This is a genomic window from Arthrobacter sp. UCD-GKA (assembly GCF_001863355.1).
Classification (GTDB): Bacteria; Actinomycetota; Actinomycetes; order Actinomycetales; family Micrococcaceae; genus Paeniglutamicibacter.
This window is the reverse complement of sequence record NZ_MOLR01000008.1, coordinates 159,727-185,803: the sequence shown is the minus strand read 5'-3', so window position 1 is coordinate 185,803 and position 26,077 is coordinate 159,727. Positions and strand designations below refer to the sequence as shown.

Here is a 26,077-nt window from a genome sequence, read left to right as displayed (position 1 = left end):
TTCAGGCGCCCGCGCGTTGGACGAATTCGGCCGCGAGGTCCTTGGCGAAGTGGCAGCGCGCCTCATGGCTGTCCCCGACCGCGATGAGCTCCGGTTCCCGTGTCGCGCAGATCGCCTGGGCCATGGGGCAGCGGGTGTGGAACCTGCAGCCTGCCGGCGGGTCGATCGGCGAGGGCGGATCGCCCTGCAGGATGATCTTCTCCCGGTCGTTCCCGTCGTTCCTGCGCAGTTCCGGGGCCGCGGACATCAATGCCCGCGTGTACGGCTGCGCGGTGGAGTCATAGACATCCGAGTAGGTCCCCAGCTCCACGACGCGGCCCAGGTACATGGTCGCGACCCGGTCGGAGATGTGCCGCACGATCTGCAGGTCGTGGGCGATGAACAAGTAGGACAGGCCCAGTTCCTTTTGCAGGTCATCGAGCAGGTTGACCACCTGGGCGCGCACCGAGACATCCAGCGCGGAAACCGGCTCGTCGCAGATGAGCATCTTGGGGTTCAGCGCGATGCCGCGGGCGATACCGATGCGTTGCTGCTGACCGCCGGAGAAGTTGTGCGGGTAGCGGTCGGAGTGGTTGGGGTTCAGTCCGACCAGTTCGAGCAGTTCCTTGATCTTGGCCTTGCGTCCGGCCTTCGGGGCCACCTCGGGGTGGATCTCGTAGGGCTCGGAGACCAGTTGCTCCACCGTCATCCGCGGGTTCAGCGAGGAGTACGGGTCCTGGAAGATCAACTGGATGTTCCGGCGCATCTCCTTCTTCTCGTCCCCGCGCAGCGTGTTGATGTCTTCGCCGCGGAAAAACACCTGGCCCTGCGTGGGCTTCTCCAATCCGGCCATCACGCGGGCCAGGGTGGACTTGCCGCAGCCGGACTCGCCGATCACGCCCAAGGTCTCCCCGGCGTGCACGGACAGGTCGACTCCGTCCAGGGCCTTGACGAACTTGCGCGGGCCGATGGGCAGGTGGCGGTGCACGGCGTAGTGCTGCTTCACGTCGCGCATTTCCATCAACGGCGTGCATGCCGGATGGTTCGCCATTCCCGGCAGGGTCTGCGTGCTGGTGCTAGGCGTTGGCATGGGCCAGGACCTCCGAAGTGTGGAAACAGGCGCTATGCCGTGCCTCGTCGATCAATTCCAGTGCGGGGACGGAGGCCGCACACGCCTCGGTGGCGAAGGCGCAGCGGTTGGCGAACGAGCACCCGACCGGCAGGTGCAGCAAGTCCGGCGGCGTGCCGGGGATCGCCGGCAGGCGCCGGCCCTTGAGCTCCTCCCCGGCGATCGAGGCGGCCAGGCCGCGGGAATACGGGTGGCCGGGGCGCGAGAGCACCTCGGCGGTGGGCCCGTGCTCCACGACCCGTCCCGCGTACATGACCGCGACCTGGTCCGTGACCTCCCTGACCACGGAGATGTCGTGGGTGATCAGGATCAACCCCATGTTCCGTTCCTCCTGCTGCTCCTTGAGCAGCTCGAGGATCTGCGCCTGCACCGTGACATCCAAGGCGGTGGTCGGCTCGTCGGCGATCAGCAGCACCGGGTCAAGAGCCAGCGCCATGGCGATGACGATGCGCTGGCGCATGCCGCCGGAGAACTGGTGCGGGTAGTCGTTCACCCGCTTCGCGGCCGCCGGTATGCGCACCTTGTCCATCATCTTGATGGCCGCGGCTTTGGCGTCCCGGCGGGAGTAGCCGCGGTGCACGCGGTAGAGTTCGCCGATCTGCCGGCCCACCGGGTGGACCGGGTTCAGTGCGGTCAGCGCATCCTGGAAGACCATCGTGACCCGCGAGCCGACCAACTGGCGGTGGCGCCTGGGGTTGACGGTGAGCAGGTCCTCGCCCTCCAAGAGGATCTCGCCACGCGGGATGTGGGCCGGGGGCATGTCCAGGATCCCCATGATGGCGCGGGCGGTCACGGATTTCCCGGAACCGGATTCGCCAAGGATGCCCAGCGCCTGCCCGCGCTTGACCTCGAAATTCATGCCGTTGACCGCGGTGGCGACACCCTTGGAGGTGTTGAATTCGACCTCAAGGTCTTTCACGCGCAGCAGCACGTCGTCGGCGGCATCGGCTGCGGGGTTCGCATGTTGGTGGATGCCCATGCTATTTGCCTTTCGGGTCGAACTCATCGCGCATGGCCTCGCCAAAGAGCACGAAGCCCAGCACGGTGATGGTCAGGAAGATCGCGGGGAAGATCAGCAGGTGCGGGGCCGCGGAGATGTATTCGCGCGCCGCGGCCAGCTGGAGCCCCCAGGACACCGAGGGCGGTGTGAGCCCGATGCCGATGAAGGTCAGCCCGGCCTCGGCGGAGATCACCCCGCCGATGCCCAGGGTCTGGAGCACCAGCAGCGGCGTCAGCGAGTTGGGGATGATGTGCTTGGCGATGATCCGCCCGTTGCCGGCACCCAACAACCTGGAGGCCTGGACGTATTCCCGGTTGCGGACCTCCATCACCGAGGAACGCATGAACCGCACCCCGCCGGGCCAGGAGAACAGGGCCAGGGCGAAGATGACTGTCCACACGGTGCGCTCCGAGAACAGCTGCAGCACCACGATCGCGGCCAGGATGAACGGCAGGCCGAAGGCCATGTCGCAGGCGCGGGAGATCAGGGTGTCGACCCAGCCGCCGAAGTAGCCGGCCAGCGAGCCGAGCAGCGCGGAGATGACGAAGGAGATCGCGGTGACCACGATGCCGACCAGGATCGAGGCCCGCGCCCCGTAGATCACGTTGGTGTAGTAGTCGCAGCCCTGGATATCCATCCCGAAGATGTGCTCCGGGCTGGGCGCCTGGTTGGTGTTCATGATGTCGCAATTGGCGGTCGGGTCCGAGCCGAACCCGGCAAAGAGCTGCGGGAACGCGGCCATCAGCAGCATGAGCGCCACGATCGTGCCGGACACCAGGAAGCGGGGCTTGAGCCACACCGGCCCGCGGTTGACCTTCTTCGCGGGCTTGCGCCGGAAGGACGCGGCCGGTGCCGGCGGGCCGGCCGGGGGCCTGATGCCCGACGGGACGGTGATCGGGTTGGTCGGTGCCAACGGGTCGGTTGCCGGCGCGGTGCCCGGGGTGGTTTCGGTGTTCTGGCTCATATCCGCACCCTTGGATCGATGATGCCGTAGAGCAGGTCCACGAGCAGGTTGAAGACGAGGTACACCAGCACGAGCATCGTGGCGATGCCCACCACGACGGTGCCCTCCTTGTTGTTGATGGCCGTGACCATCAATCCTCCGATGCCTGGCATGTTGAAGATCGCCTCAATGATCACCGCTCCGCCGAGCATGCCCGCCAGGGACAGGCCCAGGTAGGTGACCACCGGGATCATGGCGTTGCGCAGGGCATGGCCCCAGACGACCCGGCGCGGGGACAGCCCCTTGGCCCGGGCGGTGCGCAGGTATTCGGCGCGCAGCACGTCCACCAGTGAGGTGCGGGTCAGCCGGGCCAGGCCTGCGGAGGCCTCGATCGCCATGACCAGGGCCGGAAGGATGAAGGCCAGCGGCCAGCCGGCGCGGATGCCGGCCGGATCGACCCAGCCCAGCTGCACGCCGAAGACGGTCTGGGCGCCCAGGGCGATGACGAACCCGGGGATGCCCAGGAAGATCACGGTGAACACCAGCGCGAAGTGGTCTCCGGCCTGTCCGTTGCGCAGGCCGCCGTAGACGCCGATGGCCAGGCCGATGGCCAGCTTCAGCACCCAGGCGGTCATCGCCAGGGCGAAGGTGACCGGAAGGCGCTCGAGGATCAGCCCAAGGACCGGGCGTCCGAAGAAGTCGATGCCGAAATTCCCCTGCAGCAGCCCGAGCATGTAGTTGCCGTACTGGACCAGGAACGGGTCATCGAGGTGGTAGGCCAACCGGATCTGCTGCACCGTGGATTCGGGCAGCGGGCGGGAGCCGGTCAGGGCCGCCACCGGATCCCCGGGCATCAGGAAAGTGAGGGCGTAGATGATGAAGGTGGCCCCCAGGACCACCGGGACCATCTGCAGGATTCTGCGTACTGTGTAGCCGAGCATGCAACTGCTTCCTTTCGCGGCCCCGTCGAGGGGTCCGCCTCCGCACGGGGGTGCGGAGGGCGCCGGCGTCTAATGTCCGGCGCTCCCGCACCACTCTGCAAGTGTTGTGCTGGTTTAGCAGCCGTATTCGGCGCGGTAGAACTGCAGGTCGCCCTGGGCATCGTTCATCACGGCGCACTTGGTGTGCAGGCCGAAGTCCGTCGGGATGAACAGCGGGATCGCCGGCATGTCCTTCATGATCAGTGCCTCGGCCTGCGCGTAGAGCGCGGCCGACTTGGCTTCGTCCTGCTCGCCGCGGGCCGAGCGCAGCAGCGTGTCGACGGCCTTGTTCGAGTAGCCGGTGGTCACGTTGCCGTCTCCACCGGTCTCGTACTGGCTCAGGTACTGGTCCGAGCTCTTGTACGACCAGCCCCAGAGGCCGAAGACGGCGCCCTCGAGTTTCTGGTTGTTGCGGCGGGCCTCGAGTTCGGTGCCCAGCATCGGCTTGAGCTGGACCTTGATGCCCAGGTTGTCCTGGATCTGCTTGGAGATGGCCTGGACCAGCTGCACGTCCGAGGTCGAGGTGTGCTCGATGATCAGGGTGCCGTCGAATCCGCCGGCCTTCTTCAGCAGGTCCTTGGCGCCGGCGGCGTCAAAGGTGCACGAAGCGCAGGAACCTTCCTTGTAGGAATCCAGCGACGGCGGTACCAGCGAGTCGGAGGAGGTGGCGTAGCCCTGCAGCAGCGAGGCGGCGATGGCATCACGGTCGATCGACATGGAGATGGCGCGGCGCAGGTCCGGGTCTTGAAGGCCCTTGACATAGTCGGGGATCTGCAGCGTGTACTGCTTGGAGCCGGTCTTGACCTCGTAGAGGGATTCCTCGCCGAGCTGGCTCTTGGCCTTGGAGACCATGGTCGCGGGCACGTTTCGGATCATGTCCAGGTTGTTGGCGGTCATGTCCGTGTAGGCGGCGTCGACGGCGGTGTAGATCTGGCCCACGAGCTTGTCGGCCCCGCCGGAGAAACCTGCTGCGCCCTTGAAGCCGTCCCACTTTTCCAGCACGACTTCCTGGTTGTGGTTCCAGGAGACGAACTTGTACGGGCCGTTGGAGACCGGGTTCTCCTCATAGGCCTTCGCATCGGTGAAGGCGACCTCGGGCAACGGGCACAGCGGCGAGGTGCTCAGCACCTTCGGGAAGTCCGCGTTGGGCGCATTGAGGGTGACCTCGAGGTTGTTCGCGTCGATGACCTTCACTCCGGAGAGCGAATCGGTTTTCGGCTTGGAGCCGTCGGTCGGGTTCAGGTCCTTGTAGCCGGCGAAGGAGACGAAGCTGCCGTTGCCCTGCCAGGCGTTGGAACCGGTGGCGGTCTTGGACCAGGCCTTGGCGAAGGAATCGGCGGTGACCGGGGTGCCGTCCTGGAAAGTCCAGCCCTCCTGCAACGCGATCTTCCAGGTGGTGGCGTCTTGGCTCGTGACGGACTTGGCGGCCAGCGGTTCCAGCTCCTGCGTCTCGACGTTGACCTCCATGAGGTTCGCGCAGGTCGCCATGCCGACCTGGCTTCCCGGGGACTCGTGCGGAACCAGCGATGTTGGTTCGGCAAGCTGGAACGACAGGCGCTTGGCGCCATCCGCCGCGGTGCCCGCCGTCCCGGCGCCGGCTCCCGCCGAACAACCGCTGGCTACCAGCATGAACGCTGCGGATGCCGCTGCAACGGCTATCAACTTCTTCTTCGACATGATGCTCCTCGTGTACGAATGACCCGTGTTACTCCGCCTGCGTGGCGGTGTTGGCCAGGCAACCACATGCTGTGATCGACCTCACCAACTTATTTCACGCTCTAAAATAAACCAGATGCGGCACCATGTGTCAATAAATCCTCAGAGCGCCGCCGGATGGCATCGGGCATTTGCGCTCCGGCGCACGGCTCGGGCAGCTGCCGGACGGCTTGCCCCGACCCCGCCGGCTGCGTCGGGAAACCCGCGTTGCCTAGGGGTTCAACAGGCCTTCGGGAAGCGCGTGGCCCAGCGGATCGTTGAGGACCGCATCGACCATCGTGGAGGCGGCAAAGAGCGAGAGCGAAAAAACATGGTCCGAGGAAAGCACGACGCGGCCCGCGGCGCCGGAACCCGCATGGGCCCGCCGGGCCACCTCCGCCACCAGGGCGGCGAAGACCGCCGGGGTTTCGGCCGGTGTGCCGGCCACGACCAGCAGCTCGGGGTCGTGGATGTCGATGAGCTGGCTCGCCGCCCGGCCGACGTAGCGGTTGCGTTGCTCCAGCACCTCGATGGCCACCGGGTCCTGGGCCCCGGCCAGTTCCAGCACGTGGTCGATGTTCTGCGCGCCTCCCAGCCCGCGATCCCTGGCCTCGGCCGCGACCGCGTCATCGGAGGCCATCACCGCCAGGCAGCCGGTCTTGCCGCAGGAGCACGGCACCGGCCGGTCGCTGACCCGCAGGTGCGCGATCTGCCCCGCCGTCTGGCTGAACCCGGCTCGGATCCGCCCGTCGTCGACCATCACCGACCCGATGTCGGCGGTGATGACCATCAAGACGAAGTCGCTGGTCCGTTGCCCGTGGCCGTAGAGCAATTCCGACTGCGCAGCTGCCCGCGCGTTGTTGTCGACGATGACCGGGGAGGGCAGCCGCCCGCGCAGCAGCTCCGTCATGCGCACGTTGCGCCAGCCCGCACCCGGGTTGTCGATGATCACCGCCGCATGCCGGTCCACGATGCCGCCGGTGGCGATGCCTGTCCCCAGCAGCGGCCTGTCCCGGGCGTGGTCCGCGACCAGCCGGTGGGCCGCGGCAACCACCCGGTCGATGGTTTCGGCCGGGCCCATTCCGGCGTGGGGCACCAGCACGGAGGCATGGCCCACGCCGTCGAGCCCCATCAACACCACGCCCGCGGTGCGCGGCCCCAGGTGGATCCCGAGCACCAGTGCGGACGTGCCGATTTCCAGGGGCACCCGCGGCCGTCCCTGCGCCCCGGTCGGTGAGGGCAGGGCCCGCAGCAGCCCCGACTCCAGCAAGGTGGAGGTGATGTTGGTGACCGAGGCTGCGCTCAGGCCAAGGTGGGCAGCGATCTCGGACCGGGACAGCCCCGGGTGGCCGAAGACGTGCTTCATGACCGCCGCGGTGTTCAGCCGGCGCAGGTCGTCTCCTCGATGCCCGCGTCCGTTGCGTGGCCCGGTCCCCGGATCCTGTTCGCGTATCTGCATTCCAGGCACACTTTCTCTTGGTTCGGCGTTCCGCGCCGGTCGCCGAGCTGCACCCGGCGGCCGCGGAATGCGGGATGTGGCTCCCCCAGGGCGGTTGCGACACGGAACACGTCAAGCGCATCACACCGGGAACGGTTTTCCGACCTTACCCAGCGCATCCGCCGAAACCGAAATTCGCGGGCTTCATGAAACATTGTCGTCCACCGCCACGTACTCCGGCCCGACCAGGAGGCACGCATGGACGACCCGACGCCGAGGACCCCCGCGGAGCAAGCGCAACCGGGATATTCCCAACCTCCACGACACGCACCGGCCCACCGGCGCGGTCCCCGGATGCCTGCCGCTGTCCCGGCCGAGACGGGATCGCCCTGGCCTGCGCCGCCCTCGCCAACCTGGCCACCTTCGATGCGCTGCCCGGCGCCCCGTCGCAGTTGTTCCTGCCCCCGTGTCCCTGCCAGGTGGGGCCCGTACCTCTCGCGCCGCGTCAATTAATCCACGCCCAAGGCCAGCCATGTCGCCACCGTGCATGCCAACTGCAGCGTCGCCGGCAAATGGATCATGGTCGCGGTGCCCGGCGTTCCGCTGTGCGCCACCGTGCATATGGAGCTGGTTACACAGTTCGACGGCACGAGCCGCGGGGCACCCGCCTACGCCGGGCACCAGCTGGCTCTGCTCGCCGGCATGACCGGTGTCTTCTTCCTGCCCGGATACTTTTCCGCGCAATCCCGGCGGGATCTGCGCCGGCTCGTGGCCGGCAACCCCCGCGTTCGCGCCGGGGTCCGGGAACTGTCGCGGTGCCGGGTCGATCCGATCGGAACCACGTCATTCGGACCGCTTAAACCTCGGCCAGCAGCTGCCCGATGCCGTGGACCCCCACGCCATGCAGGGGATCACCCACCGGCAGCCCGGCCATGAGCACCGCGTAGTTCACCGCCCAGGCCCGGGCCCGTTCCCAGGTGCCCGGCGAATAGAGCCGATGATTCTCCAGCTGCCGCCGGAACTCCGCGCGCCCCGCCGCGCTGAAATGCAGCCAAGCCACGGCCAGGTCGCTGGCCGGGTCCCCCGCGGTCATATCGCCGAAGTCGATGACCGCGCCCAGCCGGGACTTCCCGGTGCCCTCGGCATCGAGCACCAGCATGTTGTGCGGGTGCGGATCCCCGTGCAGCCACAAGCGCGGACCGGCGTGCAGGACCTCGGCGATTCCCCGCTCCCAGATAGCCAGCAGTGCCGCGCGCTCGGGCTCTTCCACCGCCTCCAACCGCCCGCGCAGCGCCGCGTCCCGATCCCGCAGCGGCACTCCCCGCACCGGGTTGCGCGGGGCATCGGCCGGGGCCGGAACATGCAACGCCCGGAAAAACGCGGCCAGTTCCCCGGCGTACCCGTCGCGCACCTGCGCTCCCACGAAGGCCGCGCTGGAACCGGGCAGCCACGGCACCACCGCCCAGTGGTACGGGTAGCCCTCCCCCGGCCTGCCGCGGTGCAGCGGCACCGGAACGGGCAGCGGCAGCCGCGGCGCCAGGAACGGGAGCCAGCGCACCTCGTTGAGCAGCAGCGCATGGGCAATGTCCCGGCGTGGCAGGCGCACCGCCAGCTCGTCTCCCAGCCGGTAGATCACGTTGTCCCAGCCGTCGTCGGCGAACCGAAGTTCCAGCCGGGCCAGATCCGGGTGCTGGGCGCACAACAGGGCCCGCACCAGCCCCGGATCGACGGCCACGTCGGCATCGGGCACGGGCGTGGGGGTCATTCCCCCGGCGCCTGGACCATCGCGGCGATCTGGATCAGGTTCCCGCAGGTGTCATCGAAGACTGCGGTGGTCACCGGCCCCATGGCGGTCGGCGGCTGGGTGAACTGCACGCCCAGGCCCACCAGCCGCTCGTATTCTGCCTGCACGTCGGCGACGGCGAAGGAGGTGAACGGGATTCCGTCGGCCACCAGCGCGTCGAGGAAGGGCCGCACGGCGGGGTGGCTGTCCGGCTCCAGCACCAGCTCCACCCCGTCCGGGTCCTCCGGCGACACGACCGTCAGCCAGGAAACCTCGCCCATCGGCACCTCGTTCTTCTTCACGAACCCCAGCTTGGTGGTGTAGAACTCAAGCGCCTTGGCCTGGTCGCTGACAAGGACGCTGGCTAGATTGATCCTCATGGTTTTTTCCCTTTCGATGCCGGCAATGCGCCCGCGCGCGGCACGCCCGGGTCCGTGGTGCCGCCGATGCCGTCGGCTTCCCTTGTTGAATCCTGCCGCCCGGCGTTCGGCCAGCGCTCCGTGATCCGGAGCAACGGCGCGGTGTCCACGTAATGGAACTTGTAACGCCCGGAGCGTTCGCTGCGCACCAGCCCGGCCGCCTCGAGCACCTGAAGGTGCTGCGAGATCGCCTGCCGGCTCGGGTTGATGCCATGCCGCGACGACAGCCGGTTGCAGATCTCAAAGAGCGTCTGGCCGGTGTGTTCCACCAGCTCGTCCAGGATCACCGCCCGGGTCGGGTCCGCCAGCGCCTTCAACAGTTCTTCCACATCCACCATTAAGGCAAGTGACCGCTTGCCTGTCAAGACCCGGCCCACGTTATCCACATCCCCGCGCACACCGTCCCACCGCCGCGCCCGGGGGCGCATGCTTGAACCATGACCACAGCAGCAGCCATCGCCCTGCTCGCGGGCAACCGCGAGGATCCGAGGTACCCAGCGACCCCGGACGATGAGCTGCGCGCCTACACCGCACTGGCGTTGGCCCTCGACGAACTTGGGCCGCGCATCGCCGAGCACACCAGCTCCCCCACGGACGCGGCCTACTTCGTCCAGGTGGTCGAACGCACCCACCGAGCCACCGGATTCGCCCAGCTCTCGGCCACCGACCTGGCGCAGCGCACCCTGGTCCACGAGCTGCCCGAGGACACCCTCGTCGGGATCAACCGGTGCCTCGCGGACCCGCCCTCCTACATCGACGGATCCATCGATGTGCCCGAAGCCCCCGCCACCCCGCCGAAGGGGCGCCCCACCTTCAAGGACACCACCGAGTTCCTGCAGCGCACCTTCCGCATCGGCTTCATTGAGGCCCGCGACCGCGTGCAGGCCGCCACCCGATTCTTCCCGCACACCGATGTCCACGGCATCGAACAGCCTCCACAATTCCCGTTGCTGGTCGAGGCACTCGCGGGCGGCCAGGCCTCGCCGGACCAGCTTGCCGAGGCCGCCAAKAAGCTGGAGCGGTTGCACCCGGAGATCAAGCAGTATCCGAACGCCGGGGAGCTTGCCGCCCGGCTAGAAGCCCAGGTGGCCGACTCCGTGCGGGAAGAAGACCCCCGCAGCACCAACAAGTTGTTCAATGCCATCGGGGTCGAGCTCGCCGGCGGCGTCAAGGAACCTTCCGAGGAAGTGCTGCGCGCCAAACTTGGTGCGTTCTACCGCGGCACCAACGCCGGAATCGCCGAATTCCTGCTGCGGGTCCGGGCGGCCGACGCCGAGACCCTGCTTGCGCTCTTTGCCCAAATGGACAACCCGCGCACCAAGGCCGGGGACCGCGACACGTTGCTCCAGCAGGCACGGGACCTTTGGAACGGTGCCGAGGCCTCCAATGCTTCCAACGGTTCCAACGGTTCCAACGGTTCCAACGGTTCCAACGRTTCCAACGGTTCCAACGGTTCTCATGCTGCCACCCCCGAGGACGGAAACGGCACCCAATCCGGCACCGCACCTTCACTCCCGGATTTCCCCGACTTCCTGGTCGATCCTGCAACCGGCCTCCCGCTGACCGACCCCGCCGAGGCCGACAAGCTCACCCTGGACCCGGTGCCTTCCGAAGCCAACATCCTGGAAGCCATGAACAACACCGAATACGGCTCCGACGGCCTCACTCCACCGCAGCGGCATCTCCAAGGTTTGATGAATCTGCTCAAGACCAATGGCGGGCCACCCAAGGGAACCAGGACAGCGGGGCTTCCCTCACCGGAAATATTCATCATCACGACGCTGGCCGAGCTCGAAGGCCGGGCGGCGCAATCCGGGCTCACACTGCACGGGCAGAAATACACCCCGGCCGAACTCAGGCATGCCCTGTGCGTTGGCGGGGCGATCCCGATCACAATGAACGGGGAGAGCCGGATCCTGGATCTGGGCACCGAGCAGCGCTACTTCCCCGACTACATGCGCAAGACAATCCTTGCCGTCTACGGCGGGYGCATCTTCCCGGGGTGCACCGTGCCGCCGGAGCACTGCGAGATCGACCATGAGGACGAATGGGCCAAGGGCGGATCCACCAAAATCGACGAGGGCAGACCATTTTGCTCGAACCACCATCACGCCAAGCACACCGGACTCATCGACGTGGTCCGGGATGCCGACGGGCTCTTCTCCGTCATCCTGCCCAAATTCATGGACCCCGAGCAACGACCGCGACGCAACACCTACTGGCGGCAGTTCAACAGCAACCCGCCACTGTTCTGAGCCCAACAGACGTTCTGCGGCCAGGCCGTCCATGCGGCAAAAGCCATCCTTAACGAGGTCGAGCCCCGGTCCCCCACACAGTGGATGACCGGGACTCGACGCCGTCTCTAGCGGAAAACGGGGACTAGCCCTCGATGCCCAGCTTCTGGAGCACCAGCTCGCGCACGCGGCCGGCATCGGCCTGTCCGCGGGTGGCCTTCATGACCGGGCCCATCAGCGCGCCGATGGCCTGGAGCTTGCCGCCCTTGACCTTGGCGACCACGTCGGGCATGGCCTCCATGGCGGCGTCGATCGCGGCACCCAAGGCCGAGTCGTCGTTGACGACAGCCAGCGAACGCTTCTCAACGACCTCGGACGGGGTCCCCTCGCCGGCAACCACGAACTCGAGCACCTGGCGGGCGATCTTGTCGTTGATCTTCTTGGACTCGATCAGCGAGTTCAGCTCGACGATCGTGGCTGAGGTGACGCCCAGGTCGGCAACGTCCTTGTCGGCGTTCTTGGCCAGGCGGGCGATCTCGCCCATCCACCACTTGCGGGCCACCGCAGCGGTCGTGCCCGCGGCAATGGTTTCCTCGATCTGCTCGGTGACGCCGGCGTTGACCACGTCGCGGAACTCGGCGTCCGAGTAGCCCCAGTCGGCCTGCAGGCGCTTGCGGCGCTCGGCCGGCGGCTCGGGCAGGCGGGAGCGCAGCTCCTCGATCCACTCGACGGTGGTCACCACGGGAACCAGGTCCGGCTCCGGGAAGTAACGGTAGTCGTCCGCGTCGGACTTCGGGCGGCCCGAGGTCGTGGTGCGGGTGTCCTCGTGCCAGTGGCGGGTTTCCTGCACGATGGCTTCACCCGAGTTCAGCACCGCTGCATGGCGCTCGATCTCGAAGCGGACCGCGTGCTCGACGGCGCGCAGCGAGTTCACGTTCTTGGTCTCGGTGCGGGTGCCGAACTTCTCCGCGCCCTTGAGCATCAGCGAGACGTTGGCGTCGCAACGCACGTTGCCGCGCTCCATCTTCGCATCGGAGACATCCAGGGCCTTGACGATTTCGCGGATCGCCGCGACGTACGCCTTGGCCAGCTCGGGGGCGCGCTTGCCGGCACCCTCGATGGTCTTGGTGACGATCTCGACCAGCGGCACGCCGGAGCGGTTGTAGTCGACCAGCGAGTAGTCGGCGCCCTGGATGCGGCCGGTGGACCCGCCCATGTGGGTGAGCTTTCCGGCGTCCTCTTCCATGTGCGCGCGCTCGATCTCCACGCGGAAGACCTCGCCGTCGGACAGCTCGATGTCGATCCAGCCGTCGTACGCGATCGGGTCGTCGTACTGGGAGGTCTGGAAGTTCTTCGGTGTGTCCGGGTAGAAGTAGTTCTTCCGGGCGAAACCGCAGCGCTCGGCGATCTTGCAGTTCAGCGCCAGGCCGATCATGATCGCGTACTCCACCGCGGTCTTATTGACCACCGGCAGCACGCCGGGCAGGCCCAGGCACACCGGGGTGACGTTGGTGTTGGGCACATCGCCGAACACGTTCGGTGCGGAGGAGAACATCTTGGTCTTGGTGTTCAGCTCGACGTGGACCTCGAAGCCCAACACCGGATCGTACTTTTCCAGGGCGACGTCGAAGTCGACAAGTTCTTCTTGGTGCATGGCCATGTTAGGCAACCCCTCCGGTGGTGGCAGCGGACAGTTCGGGGGCCTGGTCCAGCAGACGGCCGCCCCACTTGTCTTCCAGCAGTTTCTCAAGTGCCGCTCCGGCACGGTACAGGCGGGCATCCTCGCGGGCCGGGGCCAGGAACTGGATGCCGACCGGCAGGCCCTCGGACAGGCCGCCGGGCACGGTGATGCCCGGGATCCCGGCCATGTTCGCCGGGATGGTGGCCACGTCGTTGAGGTACATCGCCAGCGGGTCGTCGGTCTTCGAGCCCAGCTCGAAGGCAACGGTCGGGCTGGTCGGGGAGATCAGCACGTCGGCCTGCTCAAAGGCGGCGTCGAAGTCGCGCTGGATCAGCGTGCGGACCTTCTGCGCCGAACCGTAGTAGGCGTCGTAGTACCCGGCGGAAAGCGCGTAGGTGCCCAGGATGATGCGGCGCTTGACCTCGTCGCCGAAGCCCGCGGCACGGGTGGCACCCATGACGCGTTCGATGGTCAGCGGACCCTCCGCGGGCAGCACGCGGGTGCCGAAGCGCACGCCGTCGAACTTGGCCAGGTTGGAGGAGACCTCCGAGGGCATGATCAGGTAGTAGGCACCGAGTGCGTACTTGAAGTTCGGGCAGGAAACCTCGACGATCTCGGCACCCGCGGCACGCAGCGCCTCGAGCGATTCGTCGAAGCGCTCCTGGACTCCGGCCTCGTAGCCCTCGCCCTGCAGCTCCTTGATGACGCCCACGCGCACCCCGGTCATGTCGCCCGAGGCGCCCTGCTCGGCGGCGGCGATGAGTGCCGGCACCGGCTCGTTCAGCGAGGTGGAGTCGGCGGCGTCGTGCCCGCCGATCAGCTCGTGCAGGTACGCGGAGTCAAGCACGGTCCGGGTGACCGGGCCGATCTGGTCCAGCGAGGAGGCCATGGCGATGGCACCGTAGCGCGAGACCCCGCCGTAGGTCGGCTTCACGCCCACGGTGCCGGTGACGGCGCCGGGCTGGCGGATCGAGCCGCCGGTGTCGGTGCCCAGGGCCAGCGGCGCCTCGAAGGCAGCCACGGCCGCGGCCGAGCCGCCGCCGGAGCCGCCCGGGATCCGGTCCAGGTCCCACGGGTTGCGGGTCGGGCCGTAGGCCGAGTGCTCGGTGGAGGAACCCATCGCGAACTCGTCCAGGTTGGTCTTGCCCAGCATCGGCAGCTTCGCGGCGCGGATCTTCTCGATCACGGTCGCATCGTAGGGGCTCATCCAGCCCTCGAGCATCTTCGATGCCGCGGTGGTGGGCTGGCCCTTGGTGACGATGAGGTCTTTGATGGCGATCGGCACGCCGGCGAACGGGTGCAGCGCCTGCGCGTCGGTACCGCCGGCGGCGCGGATGGCGTCGACCTCGGCGGCCACGGCCAGCGCCTCTTCGGTGTTCACGTGCAGGAAGGCGTGGATGCCGCGCTCCCCGCCGTCAACCTCGGCAATGCGGTCCAGGTGTGCCTGCACGGCGGCCACGGACGTGATCTCGCCTGCGCGCAGCTTGGCCGCGAGCTCGGTGGCGGAAAGTTGGATGATCTGGTTCATGGATTACTCTCCATCCAAAATGGCCGGCACCTTGAAGCGGGTGTCGACGGAGTCCGGTGCGTTCATCAGCGCTTCCTCGGCGGTGAGCGTCGGACCCACGACGTCCTCGCGGAAGACGTTCGACAGGGCAATGGGGTGCGTGGTGGCCGGGACGTCGGCCGAGGCGGCCTCGGAGACCGACGCGATTGATTCGACAATGACACCGAGTTCGCCGGTCATTTTGTCCAGCTCGGCATCGCTCATCTCGATGTGGGCCAGCTGCGCCAAATGCGCAACGTCCTCACGGCTGATGGCAGACATGTATCTCCCTAGGTGGGCGGATGGGGTTTCCCCCCTAGTCTAGTACGCCCGGACCCTGCCAATGGCTTCGCGCGGCCCGCCCGCCGGGCCCTCCCCGGCCCCGGTCTTCCCGGGGCCGGGGCGCCTTGCGGCTAGGAGAATTCGATGACCGCGCCGCGCACCGGCGCACCGGCTTCGGTCCATGGTGAGCTGACCCACGCCGCGGCGCCCGACGAGCCCGCGCCACCGGCCGCGGGGTGGCGGATCACGGTGGTCTTGCGGTTTCCGGCAGCCTCGCCGGTTCCGTGGCCGGCAGTGCGGTCCACGCCCACCAGCGGCTCGAGGGTGTGGGAGATGTTCTGGTGCTGCGCAGCCGCGTCCCCGGCCAGCAACGCACGCACCTGCGCCTGCCACACCGGGTCGCCCTCGCCGTCGTAGATCCATCGCATGCCCAGCACCCCGTGCTCGCTGGTGCCCAGCAGCGATGCTTCGGCCCCGGGCAGCTCCGCCCCGCGGTAGCTCAGCGGCACGTGGTAGATGACCGGCTCTGCGGGTGCGGTGTCGGCCACGACGATGAATTCCATGCCCACCTCGCCGGCCGGGTCATCGAGCCGGAAGCCGCCGAGGGTCTGGAGCACCGGCTCGCCTTCGCCGGCGAACCATTCCTGGCGCGGCAACCACGCCGCGATCAGCTGGTGCTTGGTGGGATCCATGGTGGTGGCAAAAATCTCGCTCATGTTGCGCTCCTGCACGACGTCGACGGATGGAACCGGCAGCCCAAGGCCGCCCGCCCGTGCGGCGGCAGCCCGGCCGTGGCCCCAACCCTATCGAATCGGCCCACGTCGGCGAGCGGAACCGCGTCACACACTGTGAGGCGGCGGGCGCCAAGTACTGGGCGCTAGAGCGTGAGGGTGTAGACGACCAACACGATCTCGGTGTTCGGGATGTACCAGTCGCGCGCCGAGGCATGGATGAAGCCGTCGGCCTCGTACAGTGCGCGGGCCGCGACCCAGTGCCCGCCGGTGGTCAGCGACACGGTGTGCACGTCCTCGAGCTCGCGGGCGCGGGCAATCACCGCGCCAAGCAGGGCGCGTCCGGCACCGGAGCGCTGCACGGCCGGGTCGACGACCAGCATGCGGAATTCCAGCTCGCCCTCCAGGGCGATGTCCGCATACTCGCTGCCCGGGCGCACCAGGGTGACCGAGCCGATGACCACGCCGTCGCGCTCGGCGACCAGGATCTCGGATTCGACATGGCGCTTGGCGACCTGCTGCACGAACTGCAGGTACTCGTGGTCCGGGTCGTCGAAATGTCCGGCGTGCAGGTAGGAGTCCACGGTGATCCGCGCGATGTGCGGGTAGTCGGCTGCGGTGGCCGGACGGATCAACAGGGTGCCGGCGGGTGCGAGGGTTGCGGTAGTCATCACCTTCCAGTGTGCCAGCCCGCGCCATCGCCGGGCACCCGGCGACGGCAGCTTGTTGCCAACCTCACCCAGGAGGCAACAGCGGACGCGGTGCCCCTCCGACCCACCCCGTCCCCGCCCCGCGGCGCCGTCGCACCGTGCCTGCGTCACCGCGTCGATCCTGCAGCAACGATCCCGGACCTCTGGTCTTTTGCCCGTTGGTGCCGTTGGCTGGTTGGCATGACCAATCCACGCACGTCTCGGTGTTCCCCGCCCCGCCCGGGCGCACGCCTGCACCCCCACCCCTGCGCCCGCGGCCGCTCCCGGGTGGTGCTGCGCTGATGTCGTCCGGAACCCCCGCTCCATTCCGCCTGCCGGAGGGCTTCATCGCCACCACGCCGCCGACGGCGGCCAAGGCCCCGCCCCGGCCCGGTGAGGCCCGGCTGCGCACCCTGGCCGCGGCCACGCTGATGCCCGGGTTCACCGGCACGCGGATGCCTGGCTGGATCGCCGACGCGCTGGCCGCTGGGGTGGGATCGGTGTGCATCTACGGCACCAACCTCGCCTCCCCGGCACAGCTGGCAACGCTGGCGGCCCAGTTGCGCGCGGCCTCCCCCACGGTGCTGCTGGCCCTGGACGAGGAGGGCGGGGACGTCACCCGCCTGCACTACCTCACCGGTTCCAACCAGCCGGGCAACGCGGTCCTCGGGCGCATCGACGATACCGCCGCTACCGAGGCCTCGGCCGCGGCCATCGCCGCGGAACTCGTGGCGCTGGGCTTCAACCTGAATCTGGCCCCGGACGCGGACGTGAACTCCACCGCCGCCAATCCGGTCATCGGGGTGCGCAGCTTCGGTGCCGACGCCGCCCTGGTCGCCCGGCACACCGCGGCCTTCACTTCCGGGCTGCAGCGGGCCGGGGTCGCCGCGTGCGCCAAGCACTTCCCGGGCCACGGCGGCACCGCCACCGACTCGCACCTGGCCCTGCCCACCATCGCGGTGGACGCACACACGCTGCGCACCCGCGAGCTGGTGCCCTTTGCCGCCGCGATCGCCGCGGGCACCGCAAGCATCATGACCAGCCACATCATGGTCCCGGTGCTCGACGCGGAAAACCCCGCAACGTTCTCCAGGGCGATCCTGCAGGACTTGCTGCGCGGGGAGCTCGGCTTCACCGGTGCGGTCATCACCGATGCGCTGGACATGGCCGGGGCCAGCGCGATCACCGGCATCCAGGCCGCAGCGGTGCGGGCCCTGGCCGCCGGCGCCGATCTGCTTTGCCTGGGCTCGGAAACCTCCGCGGAGCGCTACGCGGGGATCCTGGGGGCCATCGTCGATGCCGTGTACGCCGGGGACCTGCAGGCCGCCCGGCTTCGGGACGCCGCAAGGCGCGTCGCGGTGCTGGGCGCCGCCTACCGGCCTCGGACGGCCGGTTCCCCGGTTCCCGCGGCCATCACCGCAGGAGCGGTCCCGGATGCCGCGGCCATCACCGCCGCCTTCGACGTCGGCCCGGCAGCGCGCGCCTGGCTGGCGGACCCTGCCGCACCGCTGCTCATCCAGGTCGACAGCGAAGCGAACCCGGCCGTCGGGCACGTCCTGTGGGGCCCGGCCTCCGCCAGAGCGGCGGGCACCCTGAAGCATGCCGACCCGTCGGCGAAGATCGCCTTGGTCGGCCGCGGGCTGGATGCGGACCACCGGATCTGGCAGATCGCCGACGGGCTGCGCGCCGATGCCCGCACGCTCATCGTGGTGGAGTGCGGCTGGCCACGCGGCGGGGCGGACCTGGTGACCTTCGGCGCCTCGCGCACCGTCTCGCAGGCGCTGGTCGGGCTTTTGGCCCCGGACCCGGCTGGAATGCCCGGCCGTGATCGGGATACGCTCTAGGTTCGCCATGCATGCCCGCACGGCCGCACCGCTGGCCCATTTTCCCGCACCACCTTGAAGGAACACACACATGGAAGTACTGATCGCCGCCACCGCCGAGGAAGCCGCGAAGTTCGCCGCCGAGGCGGTGCTTGACGGGCTGCGCTCGCGCACCGAGGGCAACACCGTCCTGGGCGTGGCCACCGGGTCCACCCCGCTGGGCCTCTACGGCGAGCTGGCCAAGGCGGTGGCCGGCGGCGAGGTCGACTTCGGCGACACCCTGGCCTTCGCGCTGGACGAGTACGTCGGACTGGAGGGCACCCACGAGCAGTCCTACCGCCAGACCCTGGTCCGCGAGCTGTGCGAGGTCATCGGCATCCGCGAGGAAAACCTGTTCACCCCCAACGGCTTCGGGGATTCCGAGGAGCAGATCCGTGCGCAGTCCGCCGCCTACGACGCGGCCATCGCCGCCGCCGGGGTCGACGTGCAGATCCTGGGCATCGGCGCCAACGGCCACATCGGCTTCAACGAGCCCGGTTCCTCGCTGCGCTCCCGCACCCGCATCAAGCGCCTCTCCTCCAAGACCCGCGAGGACAACGCCCGCTTCTTCGACGGGATCGACGCGGTCCCCACGCACTCGGTGACCCAGGGCCTGGGCACCATCCTCGAGGCCCGCCGCGTGGTCATGGTCGCCACCGGCAGCCACAAGGCCGCCGCGGTGGCTACCGCGCTGGAGGGGCCGCTGTCCTCCGCCTGCCCCGGCTCGGTGCTGCAGCTGCACCCGGACGCCGTGGTGGTGCTCGACGAGGCCGCCGCCGCGGGCCTGAAGAACCGCGACTACTACGACGACTCGGCCGCCGGCCTGCAGTTCGGCATCTAGCCTTTCGCCCGGCAGCACGCGCCGGGCCCCGCAAGGGGGCCGACGACGAAGCCCGCCGCACCCGTGGTCCACGGAAGCGGCGGGCTTTTGCGTGTTCGCTGCGCTAGGACGCGGGCTGCTCCTTGGGCAGCGCGTCGAAGTCCAGGTGGCCGGCGGCCTGCCAGCCCGGGTCGGTGCGCGGGCGCAGCACCGGCAGCCCGGCCTCGGCCGCGACCAGCGCGCCGGCTGCCCAGTCGAATTCCTGGGTGCCGTACTCCGCATACGCATCGAGCGTGCCGTCGGCCACCAGGCACAGATCCAGTGCGGCCGAGCCGATGCGCCGCACATTGGCGAACCCGGGCATCAATCCCAGCAGCGCGCCGACCTGGAACTGGCGGCGGTCCGCGTCGTACCCGAAACCGGTGGCCAGCAGGCGCCCGGCCTCCTCCTTGTCGCCGCCGGACAGCCGCTGCGCCCGGGTCGCGCTGCCGCCGCGGCGGGCGTCGGAGCCCACATGCAGCGTCGAGTCCACCAGCCAGGCACCGTCCCCGGCGGCGGCGTAGTACTCGGTGCCCAGCGCCGGGGCGTTGACGGCGGCGGCCAGCCAGCCGTGCGTGCCCGCATCCATGGCCGCGGCGTCGGCGGCCAGCGAGTTGCCGGTGGGTGCGGCGGGGTGCCCCGGGACCGCAGGTGCATCGGCCGCGGCCTCATCGGGGCTGTTCCGGGCGGGCGTTGCCGCCGCACTCTCGTCGAGCGGCCCGAAGACCGCCACCGAGGTGCAGTAGTACACGATGCCGCGCACGAAGTTCGCGGTGCCGTCCAGCGGGTCGATGGACCAGCGGTAGCCCGAGGGGTCCGCCGGCACCGTGCGGCCATACTCCTCCCCGGTGATCGCGTCGTTGGGGCGGGCCGCTGCGATCACGTCGCGCACCGCCATTTCCGCCCGGCGGTCGAAGTCGGTGACCCAGTCGCCCGCGGCACTCTTGGTGTCCGCGGCAACCCGGCCGCGTCCGCGTTCGGCCAGCACCGCGGCCCCGGCGGCGGCCGCCTCGCGGGCCACGGCCAGCAGCTGGCGGCGCAGCGAGGGGTCCTGGGCCTCGGATGGCTCGGCGGCACCCCGTGCCGATTGCTTGTGCTTGGGGTTGGTGCTCATGTGCTGCTCCTTGGTGACGTCGGGACCGGGACCTGCGAACAGGACGGCCGGGATTGCGGGCCGGGCCGGCGTGGGCCCGCGGCGCTAGGCCTCGGGGTTGGGCCGCCCCTCCACGGCCTCCGGTCCGCCGTTGAGCAGCAGCACGAAGCCCTCCTCGTCGAGCACCTGCACGCCCAGGGCGACCGCCTTGTCCAGCTTCGAACCGGCGGCCTCGCCGGCCACCAGGTAGGCGGTGTTCTTGGAGACCGACCCGGCGGCCTTGCCGCCGCGGATGATGATCGCTTCCTTCGCGGCATCCCGGCTGTAGGTCGGCAGCGTGCCGGTGACCACGATGCTCATCCCCTCCAGGTGCTTGGTGATGGATTCGTCCTGCTCGTCCTTCATCAATACCCCGGCCGCGGCCCAGGCAGCAATGATCTCCCGGTGCCAGTCCACGGAGAACCACTCGATCAGCGCGTCGGCGATGATCGCGCCGACCCCGTCGACCTCGGCCAGCGCCTCGCGGGCGCCCTCGGCCTCCAGCGCCTCGATGATCTTGTCCATTGACCCGTACCGGGTGGCCAGCGAGCGCGAGGCGGTGGGCCCCACGTGCCGGATGGACAACCCGACCAGCACCCGCCACAGCGGCTTGGCCTTTGCCTTCTCCAGCTCCTCGAAGAGCTTTTCGGTGGTCCGGGTCGGTGCCGAGGGCTTCTTGGCGGTGGCCTTGGAGTAGAAGTACGGGACCAGCGCGAACTTCCCGGTGCCCTCGCCCTTGGTGCGGATCTCGCGCCACACCTGGACGTCGGCGAGGGTCTCGCGCAGCGCGGGATCCGGGTTGCCGGCGGCCAAATCGAAGATCGCCGCCTCATTGCGCAGCGGGCCGGGGCCGGCCGGGACGATGACCCCGCCGTTTTCGGCCGGGTCTTCGCCCGGGCCGATGGTCAGCGCCTGGGCTGCCTCGTAGCCCAGCGCCTCGATGTCGAAGGCGCCGCGCCCGCCCAGGTGGGCGACGCGTTCGGTCAGCTGCACCGGGCAGGATTCGGCGTTGGGGCAGCGGATGTCCACGTCGCCCTCCTTGGCCGGGGCCAGCGCCGTCCCGCAGGACGGGCAGTGCGTGGGCATCACGAACTCGGTCTCGGTGCCGTCGCGCAGCGGCAGCACGGGGCCGACGATTTCCGGGATCACGTCCCCGGCCTTGCGCAGGATCACGGTGTCGCCGATCAGCACGCCCTTGGCCTTGACCACGTCCTGGTTGTGCAGCGTCGCGCGCTCCACGGTGGACCCGGCGACCAGCACCGGCTCCATGATGCCGAAGGGGGTGACCCGGCCGGTGCGCCCGACCTGCACCTGGATGTCCAAAAGCTTGGTGTTGACCTCCTCGGGCGGGTACTTGTAGGCCACCGCCCAGCGCGGGACGCGGGAGGTGAAGCCGAGGTTGCGCTGGATCTCGAAGGAGTCGGTCTTCACCACGATGCCGTCGATCTCGTGCAACAGGTCGTGGCGGTGCTCCCCGTTCTCGGCGATGAACGCCAGCACCTCCTCGAGGGTGTCCACGACGCGCGAGTACGGGGAGACCGGCAGCCCCCAGGAGGCCATCAGCGCGTAGGTTTCCGACTGCGTGGCGGCGGAAAGGCCAGCGCGCACGCCGAAGCCGTGGACGAACATCTGCAGCGGGCGCTTGGCGGTTTCCGCGGGGTCCTTCTGCCGGATGGAGCCGGCCGCGGCGTTGCGCGGGTTGGCCAGCGGGGCCTTGCCCGCCTCGATGAGCGCCTCGTTGTAGGCGGCGAAGGCGTCCGAGGGGATGAAGATCTCCCCGCGCACCTCGACCTCCTCGGGCCAGTTCTCCCCCGCCAGCTGCGTGGGGATCGACTTGATGGTCAGCACGTTGTGCGTGACGTCCTCCCCGGTGGTGCCGTCCCCGCGGGTGGCGGCGCGCACCAGCTGGCCGTTGCGGTAGAGCAGGTTCACCGCCAGGCCGTCGATCTTGACCTCGCAGAGCCACTTCAGCTCGTGCCCGGCGGCGCGCAGCGCGGCGTTGGCCGCGGTCTTCTCGCCCCAGGCGGTGACCTCCTCCAGGGAGAACACGTCCTCCAGCGAGTACATGCGCGAAAGGTGGACCACCTCGGCGAAGGCCGCGGAGACCTCGCCGCCGACCTCCTGGGTGGGCGAGTCGTTGGCGACGATTTCGGGGTGCTGCGCCTCGAGCAGCTCCAGGCGCGAGAACAGCTTGTCGAACTCGGCGTCGGAAATCAGCGGGGCGTCGTCGTTGTAGTAGGCGGCGCGGTGCTTGCGGACCTCGTCGGTGAGCTGCTGGTATTCGGTGCGCAGGGCCTCGTCGGGGACCACGGCCTCGGCCTCGAGCGCTTCGGCCAGGGCGTCGGCTTCCTCGGGCGGGCGGGCGGCAACGGGCTGGTGCGTCTCGGGCTGCGGGGTCGGTTCTTCGTGGCTCACCCCTCCATTTTGCCCCAGAACGTCCCCGGGTTGGTGCCCGGGGGCGGCGCGCGTGTGGCGCGTCGTGCCCGGCGTGCGCCCGATCAGGCCGCTGGGCCCTCGATATCGACGATGACCACCGAGATGTTGTCCCGTCCGCCGCTGGCCAGGGCGGCATCGATGAGCCTGCCCACGGCCTCGGTGCGGTCCGGGGTGTTGGCCAGGATGTGTTCCATGGCGGCGTGCTCGACCTCGCCGGTGAGCCCGTCGGTGCACAGCAGGTAGCGGTCCCCGGGGCGCGGGTGGTGGAACTGGGTGTCGGGGACCGAGTTGCCGCCGGCGCCCAGCGCCCGGGTGATCAGGTTGCGCTGCGGGTGGATGCGGGCCTCGGCCTCGGTGATGATGCCGCCGTCGATGAGTTCCTGGACCGCGGAGTGGTCGCGGGTCAGCTGCCTCAGCACGCCGGCGCGCAGCCGGTAGCCGCGCGAATCCCCCACGTTCAGCAGCATCAGCCGGACCTCGTCGGCCTCCGCCGGGGTGCCGGCCCCCGGAAGCGGGATCTCGGTGACCTTCGCGGAGGTGGCGGCAACCGCCGGCGGCACGGCGCCGGCGGCCAGTGCCGCGTCGGCCTGCGCGCGCGGGAGCACATCGGTGGTGGGTTCCGGGTCGGCATGCGGGCGTTCGGCTTGCGGGTGTTCGGCTGGTGCGTCGGCCGCCGCCGCTGCCTCGGGCCCGTCGCCTGCTTGCTGGGAATCCCGGGATGCGGCCGGATCGTTGGATTCGCGGGTGCTGGAGAGGTAGCGCGGGGTGCCCAGCGCCGGAAGCGGCAGGTGCAGCGCCTCGGTGGTGCCCGGGCCATGCCCGGCGGGACCGTCGATAGCTGGAAGGGCCGAGGTTTCGGGCGTGGCCGGGGTGCCGGCGGTCTCTGCCGGCCAGGTGCCGCCGTCGTCCTCCACGCGCACCAGCGCCAGCGCGCACAGCGTGGTTCCGCCCCGGGCCCCGATGGCCTGGCGGATGCGGACATCGGCCGCGGTGACCTGCGCCAGCACGTCGCGGGCGTGCGGCAGCAGCGTCGGCTGGTCGCCGGCCTCGCAGGGGCCGGCGGCGATCTCGTTCAGCGTCCCGATGCCCAGGCGCGAGGCCAGGTCGCCGGCCTCGTGCCCGCCCATGCCGTCGGCCACCGCAAAGATGGTTCCGGCCTCGAGCACCGCGTCCTCGTTGACCGCGCGGCGCAGCCCGATGTCGGTTGCCGCCACGGCATGAACCTGCCCGAATCCGAAGCGCATCTAGTCCAGCACCAGCCCCGAGCCGGTGCCCGGTGCCAGGAGCACCGGGTTGATGTCGCCGAAGCCGCGCACCGAGGTGGTTTCCTGCGGCTGCAGCACGAAGCGGGCATCCCCGGCCAGTGTGGAGGCGGTCAGCTCGTCGGTGAGCACGGTGCCGGGCTCGGCCAGCGAGGTCAGCCGCGCGGCCAGGTTCACCGTGGGCCCGTAGATGTCGCCCAGGCGGGAAAGCACCCGGCCCCAGACCAGCGCGACGCGGGTGTTGGGCAGCAGCTCGTCGGCCGCAAACTCCCGGGACATCGCCAGGGCGATCTGCGCGCCGGCCTGCGGGGTCTCGGCCACGAAGAGCACCTCGTCGCCGACCGTCTTGACCAGCCGGCCGCCGCCGATGGAGATGATTTCCGCGCACTTGGATTCGAAGCGCTGCACCAGCTGGGCCAGGGTGCGCTCGTTCATCCGGCGCGAGAGCGAGGTGTAGGAGACCAGGTCCGCGAAGCCGACGGCGCGGGCCAAAGGCAGCGGGGCGTCGTCCTCGGAGCCGTCGCGGCCCTCGGCGGAGGCGGCCAGGCCGGTCTCGGCGCGCACGGCCAGGCGGTGGACCGCGGCATTCAGCTGCCGGCGCCAGGAGTACACCAGCAGCTCCTCGAGCGGCGAGATGAGCTCGGGCAGCAGGTTCACCAGGTTGCGCCGCGCCTCGGGGTCGCTCATCTTCTGGTTCTGCACCATGTCCTCGACCAGTGCCTCGACCTGCCAGACCACCATGCGGTCGGTCATCTGGCCGATGGAACGGGTCAGCGAGATCGCGGTTTCCTCGGTGAGGATGCCGTCGCGGACCATGTTGAGCATCAGCTTGAGCGCGTCCTGGTCGACGGTGGTGAAGAAGACCTCTTCGTCGCCCAGGTTCGGGAAGCCCATGGCGCGCCAGATCTTGCGGGCCGAGAGCAGCGAGACGCCGGCCCCGGCGGCCATTTCGCGCCGGCGCATGGTGCGGTCGGCGCCCAGCAGGCGCCGCTCCAGTTCGCGGACGGCGTCGCGTGCGGGTTCCGGGGTGGACCCGTCGACCTGGTCCGGGCGCTTCATCGCCTCGACCAGTTCGGCCAGCGGGTCATCGAGCGCCGGCTCGATCTCCGCCGCCCGGTGCACCGTGGCGGGGTGGGCCGTGGCCGGGTGCGCCGCGCCGTTGCCCTCGGGCGCCGGGGTCTCGGGCGCCTCGGCGGGATGGCGCTGGGCACGTGCCGCGTCGCGGGCAGCGGTGGGCGCGGCGGGTTGGGTGCCCGTCGCCGGCGACCGCTCACTCATGCTGCGTCCATTCTCTTCGTTCGTGGGGGTGTTGCTGGTCATGCTGGTGGGGCGCTTCGTTCGTCGGCTTCGCCGGCGGCCCGCTGCCGTCGGCTTCTTCCATGTTTACACCATCGACCCGGGGGAAGTGCGGCAGTGCACCGATCGCCCCGATGCAGTATCCGCGCATGCGGGCCACCGCCGGGACGTGCGGGATGTTGAAACGTTGTTCGGCCAGCACCAGGGTCAGCGTCCCGGGGGCAAGCTGCGGCGCATTGGGTCTCACCACGGCAACGATATCGTGGATTGCGTACAACCCGATGGAATGTTGCCCCGCGGCCCGGCGTCCGCGCTTGGTAACGATGCGCTCGGTGGTCAGGTAGATGAAGCTGTTGGCCCAGCGGATCCATGGGCGCAGGCACCAGATGACCAGCAGCACGGCGAACACCACGGCCAGCAGCGCCAGCGCCAGCGGGCGCGCCTCGATGACCCAGCCGGGAAGGTCCTCGCGCAGCAACAGGCCCAGCAGGTAGCAGGTGCCGGCGACCAGGAGCAGGAAGCGCAGCAGCGGCCCACGCAGCACCCGGCGGTGCGCACGGGTCTTGACGAGGACCCGCTCGCGCTTCTCCAGTATCAATTTCACGTCCCGGCTCCTTCAACCCACACACCGGTTGTGCGTGCCGGTCTTGCTCCTTCCATGGTAGGGCCAGTGCACCCACGTTTCGGATCCGGGCACCGCA

Annotated in this window: 22 protein-coding genes; 3 read left to right on the top strand and 19 right to left on the bottom strand. The window is 69.4% G+C overall.

The window, feature by feature from the left end; translation table 11 throughout:
* Position 1: 1 nt before the first annotated feature.
* From BLJ79_RS14905 to BLJ79_RS14865, 9 genes are all read right to left on the bottom strand, one after another.
* Positions 2–1,069, bottom strand: coding sequence for an ABC transporter ATP-binding protein (locus BLJ79_RS14905; RefSeq protein ID WP_286135433.1), 1,068 nt, complete (start codon positions 1,067–1,069; stop codon positions 2–4).
* Complete coding sequence (locus tag BLJ79_RS14900) at positions 1,056–2,087, bottom strand: ABC transporter ATP-binding protein (protein ID WP_083411339.1); 1,032 nt, start codon at positions 2,085–2,087, stop codon at positions 1,056–1,058. The genes BLJ79_RS14905 and BLJ79_RS14900 overlap by 14 nt, the downstream gene beginning before the upstream one ends.
* 1 nt (position 2,088) lies before the next feature.
* Entirely contained in the window at positions 2,089–3,072 is a 984-nt protein-coding gene (locus BLJ79_RS14895; RefSeq protein ID WP_083411338.1) for an ABC transporter permease, read from the bottom strand.
* Complete coding sequence (locus tag BLJ79_RS14890) at positions 3,069–3,992, bottom strand: ABC transporter permease (protein WP_071215539.1); 924 nt, start codon at positions 3,990–3,992, stop codon at positions 3,069–3,071. The genes BLJ79_RS14895 and BLJ79_RS14890 overlap by 4 nt, the downstream gene beginning before the upstream one ends.
* 114 nt (positions 3,993–4,106) lie before the next feature.
* Positions 4,107–5,708, bottom strand: coding sequence for a peptide ABC transporter substrate-binding protein (locus BLJ79_RS14885; protein WP_071215538.1), 1,602 nt, complete (start codon positions 5,706–5,708; stop codon positions 4,107–4,109).
* 250 nt (positions 5,709–5,958) lie between these two features.
* Positions 5,959–7,185: an ROK family transcriptional regulator gene (locus BLJ79_RS14880; protein ID WP_071215537.1), complete on the bottom strand. Its 1,227-nt coding sequence runs from the start codon at positions 7,183–7,185 to the stop codon at positions 5,959–5,961.
* Between the two features lie 835 nt (positions 7,186–8,020).
* Entirely contained in the window at positions 8,021–8,929 is a 909-nt protein-coding gene (locus BLJ79_RS14875) for an aminoglycoside phosphotransferase family protein (protein WP_071215536.1), read from the bottom strand.
* The gene (locus tag BLJ79_RS14870; protein WP_071215535.1) at positions 8,926–9,327 is read right to left on the bottom strand and encodes a VOC family protein; all 402 of its coding nucleotides are present in this window, start codon (positions 9,325–9,327) and stop codon (positions 8,926–8,928) included. The genes BLJ79_RS14875 and BLJ79_RS14870 overlap by 4 nt, the downstream gene beginning before the upstream one ends.
* On the bottom strand, positions 9,324–9,695 hold the full coding sequence (locus tag BLJ79_RS14865) for an ArsR/SmtB family transcription factor (RefSeq protein WP_217641916.1): 372 nt from the start codon (positions 9,693–9,695) through the stop codon (positions 9,324–9,326). The genes BLJ79_RS14870 and BLJ79_RS14865 overlap by 4 nt, the downstream gene beginning before the upstream one ends.
* Positions 9,696–9,803: 108 nt before the next feature.
* Between BLJ79_RS14865 and BLJ79_RS14860 the strand changes: the two genes are divergently transcribed.
* Positions 9,804–11,621, top strand: coding sequence for an HNH endonuclease signature motif containing protein (locus BLJ79_RS14860; RefSeq protein WP_071215534.1), 1,818 nt, complete (start codon positions 9,804–9,806; stop codon positions 11,619–11,621).
* A gap of 124 nt (positions 11,622–11,745) precedes the next feature.
* Here BLJ79_RS14860 and gatB read toward each other — a convergent pair whose 3' ends face one another.
* The 5 genes from gatB to BLJ79_RS14835 all read right to left on the bottom strand — a co-directional run bounded on the left by gatB (position 11,746) and on the right by BLJ79_RS14835 (position 16,511).
* Positions 11,746–13,260 carry an Asp-tRNA(Asn)/Glu-tRNA(Gln) amidotransferase subunit GatB gene (gatB, locus tag BLJ79_RS14855; protein WP_286135432.1) on the bottom strand — a complete coding sequence of 505 codons (1,515 nt, stop codon included), beginning with the start codon at positions 13,258–13,260 and terminating at the stop codon, positions 11,746–11,748.
* Position 13,261: 1 nt separating this feature from the next.
* Complete coding sequence (gene gatA / locus BLJ79_RS14850; protein ID WP_071215533.1) at positions 13,262–14,809, bottom strand: Asp-tRNA(Asn)/Glu-tRNA(Gln) amidotransferase subunit GatA; 1,548 nt, start codon at positions 14,807–14,809, stop codon at positions 13,262–13,264.
* 3 nt (positions 14,810–14,812) lie between these two features.
* The gene (gatC, locus tag BLJ79_RS14845; protein ID WP_071215532.1) at positions 14,813–15,109 is read right to left on the bottom strand and encodes an Asp-tRNA(Asn)/Glu-tRNA(Gln) amidotransferase subunit GatC; all 297 of its coding nucleotides are present in this window, start codon (positions 15,107–15,109) and stop codon (positions 14,813–14,815) included.
* Between the two features lie 131 nt (positions 15,110–15,240).
* The gene (locus BLJ79_RS14840; RefSeq protein ID WP_071215531.1) at positions 15,241–15,825 is read right to left on the bottom strand and encodes a maltokinase N-terminal cap-like domain-containing protein; all 585 of its coding nucleotides are present in this window, start codon (positions 15,823–15,825) and stop codon (positions 15,241–15,243) included.
* A 161-nt stretch (positions 15,826–15,986) separates the two neighbouring features.
* Positions 15,987–16,511 (bottom strand): GNAT family N-acetyltransferase, encoded by a 525-nt coding sequence (locus BLJ79_RS14835; RefSeq protein WP_071215530.1) that lies wholly within the window; start codon positions 16,509–16,511, stop codon positions 15,987–15,989.
* A gap of 320 nt (positions 16,512–16,831) precedes the next feature.
* Between BLJ79_RS14835 and BLJ79_RS14830 the strand changes: the two genes are divergently transcribed.
* Entirely contained in the window at positions 16,832–18,373 is a 1,542-nt protein-coding gene (locus BLJ79_RS14830; RefSeq protein WP_083411336.1) for a glycoside hydrolase family 3 N-terminal domain-containing protein, read from the top strand.
* A gap of 70 nt (positions 18,374–18,443) precedes the next feature.
* A complete protein-coding gene (locus tag BLJ79_RS14825; protein ID WP_071215529.1) occupies positions 18,444–19,232 on the top strand; it encodes a glucosamine-6-phosphate deaminase in 789 nt (262 codons plus the stop codon).
* A gap of 103 nt (positions 19,233–19,335) precedes the next feature.
* Here the strand turns inward: BLJ79_RS14825 and BLJ79_RS14820 are convergent, their stop codons facing one another.
* From BLJ79_RS14820 to BLJ79_RS14800, 5 genes are all read right to left on the bottom strand, one after another.
* Positions 19,336–20,364: an inositol monophosphatase family protein gene (locus BLJ79_RS14820; protein WP_083411335.1), complete on the bottom strand. Its 1,029-nt coding sequence runs from the start codon at positions 20,362–20,364 to the stop codon at positions 19,336–19,338.
* Positions 20,365–20,448: 84 nt separating this feature from the next.
* The gene (gene ligA / locus BLJ79_RS14815) at positions 20,449–22,797 is read right to left on the bottom strand and encodes an NAD-dependent DNA ligase LigA (RefSeq protein ID WP_502686101.1); all 2,349 of its coding nucleotides are present in this window, start codon (positions 22,795–22,797) and stop codon (positions 20,449–20,451) included.
* An 83-nt stretch (positions 22,798–22,880) separates the two neighbouring features.
* Positions 22,881–24,032: a PP2C family protein-serine/threonine phosphatase gene (locus BLJ79_RS14810; protein WP_139194891.1), complete on the bottom strand. Its 1,152-nt coding sequence runs from the start codon at positions 24,030–24,032 to the stop codon at positions 22,881–22,883.
* Positions 24,033–24,062: 30 nt separating this feature from the next.
* Positions 24,063–25,358 (bottom strand): adenylate/guanylate cyclase domain-containing protein, encoded by a 1,296-nt coding sequence (locus BLJ79_RS14805; RefSeq protein WP_071215527.1) that lies wholly within the window; start codon positions 25,356–25,358, stop codon positions 24,063–24,065.
* A complete protein-coding gene (locus BLJ79_RS14800) occupies positions 25,351–25,980 on the bottom strand; it encodes a hypothetical protein (protein ID WP_071215526.1) in 630 nt (209 codons plus the stop codon). Before BLJ79_RS14800 ends, BLJ79_RS14805 begins: the two co-directional genes overlap by 8 nt.
* Positions 25,981–26,077 lie beyond the last annotated feature (97 nt).

What these genes read in the sequence shown, in the direction of transcription:
- BLJ79_RS14805 (WP_071215527.1), bottom strand. Translation starts at nt 25,358, where the DNA reads ATGAGTGAGCGGTCGCCGGCGACGGGCACCCAACCCGCCGCGCCCACC.
- BLJ79_RS14830 (WP_083411336.1), top strand. Translation starts at nt 16,832, where the DNA reads ATGTCGTCCGGAACCCCCGCTCCATTCCGCCTGCCGGAGGGCTTCATC.
- gatC (WP_071215532.1), bottom strand. Translation starts at nt 15,109, where the DNA reads ATGTCTGCCATCAGCCGTGAGGACGTTGCGCATTTGGCGCAGCTGGCC.
- BLJ79_RS14825 (WP_071215529.1), top strand. Translation starts at nt 18,444, where the DNA reads ATGGAAGTACTGATCGCCGCCACCGCCGAGGAAGCCGCGAAGTTCGCC.
- BLJ79_RS14905 (WP_286135433.1), bottom strand. Translation starts at nt 1,069, where the DNA reads ATGCCAACGCCTAGCACCAGCACGCAGACCCTGCCGGGAATGGCGAAC.
- BLJ79_RS14840 (WP_071215531.1), bottom strand. Translation starts at nt 15,825, where the DNA reads ATGAGCGAGATTTTTGCCACCACCATGGATCCCACCAAGCACCAGCTG.
- BLJ79_RS14880 (WP_071215537.1), bottom strand. Translation starts at nt 7,185, where the DNA reads ATGCAGATACGCGAACAGGATCCGGGGACCGGGCCACGCAACGGACGC.
- BLJ79_RS14895 (WP_083411338.1), bottom strand. Translation starts at nt 3,072, where the DNA reads ATGAGCCAGAACACCGAAACCACCCCGGGCACCGCGCCGGCAACCGAC.
- gatA (WP_071215533.1), bottom strand. Translation starts at nt 14,809, where the DNA reads ATGAACCAGATCATCCAACTTTCCGCCACCGAGCTCGCGGCCAAGCTG.
- BLJ79_RS14900 (WP_083411339.1), bottom strand. Translation starts at nt 2,087, where the DNA reads ATGGGCATCCACCAACATGCGAACCCCGCAGCCGATGCCGCCGACGAC.
- BLJ79_RS14875 (WP_071215536.1), bottom strand. Translation starts at nt 8,929, where the DNA reads ATGACCCCCACGCCCGTGCCCGATGCCGACGTGGCCGTCGATCCGGGG.
- BLJ79_RS14820 (WP_083411335.1), bottom strand. Translation starts at nt 20,364, where the DNA reads ATGAGCACCAACCCCAAGCACAAGCAATCGGCACGGGGTGCCGCCGAG.
- gatB (WP_286135432.1), bottom strand. Translation starts at nt 13,260, where the DNA reads ATGGCCATGCACCAAGAAGAACTTGTCGACTTCGACGTCGCCCTGGAA.
- BLJ79_RS14870 (WP_071215535.1), bottom strand. Translation starts at nt 9,327, where the DNA reads ATGAGGATCAATCTAGCCAGCGTCCTTGTCAGCGACCAGGCCAAGGCG.
- BLJ79_RS14885 (WP_071215538.1), bottom strand. Translation starts at nt 5,708, where the DNA reads ATGTCGAAGAAGAAGTTGATAGCCGTTGCAGCGGCATCCGCAGCGTTC.
- BLJ79_RS14890 (WP_071215539.1), bottom strand. Translation starts at nt 3,992, where the DNA reads ATGCTCGGCTACACAGTACGCAGAATCCTGCAGATGGTCCCGGTGGTC.
- BLJ79_RS14835 (WP_071215530.1), bottom strand. Translation starts at nt 16,511, where the DNA reads ATGACTACCGCAACCCTCGCACCCGCCGGCACCCTGTTGATCCGTCCG.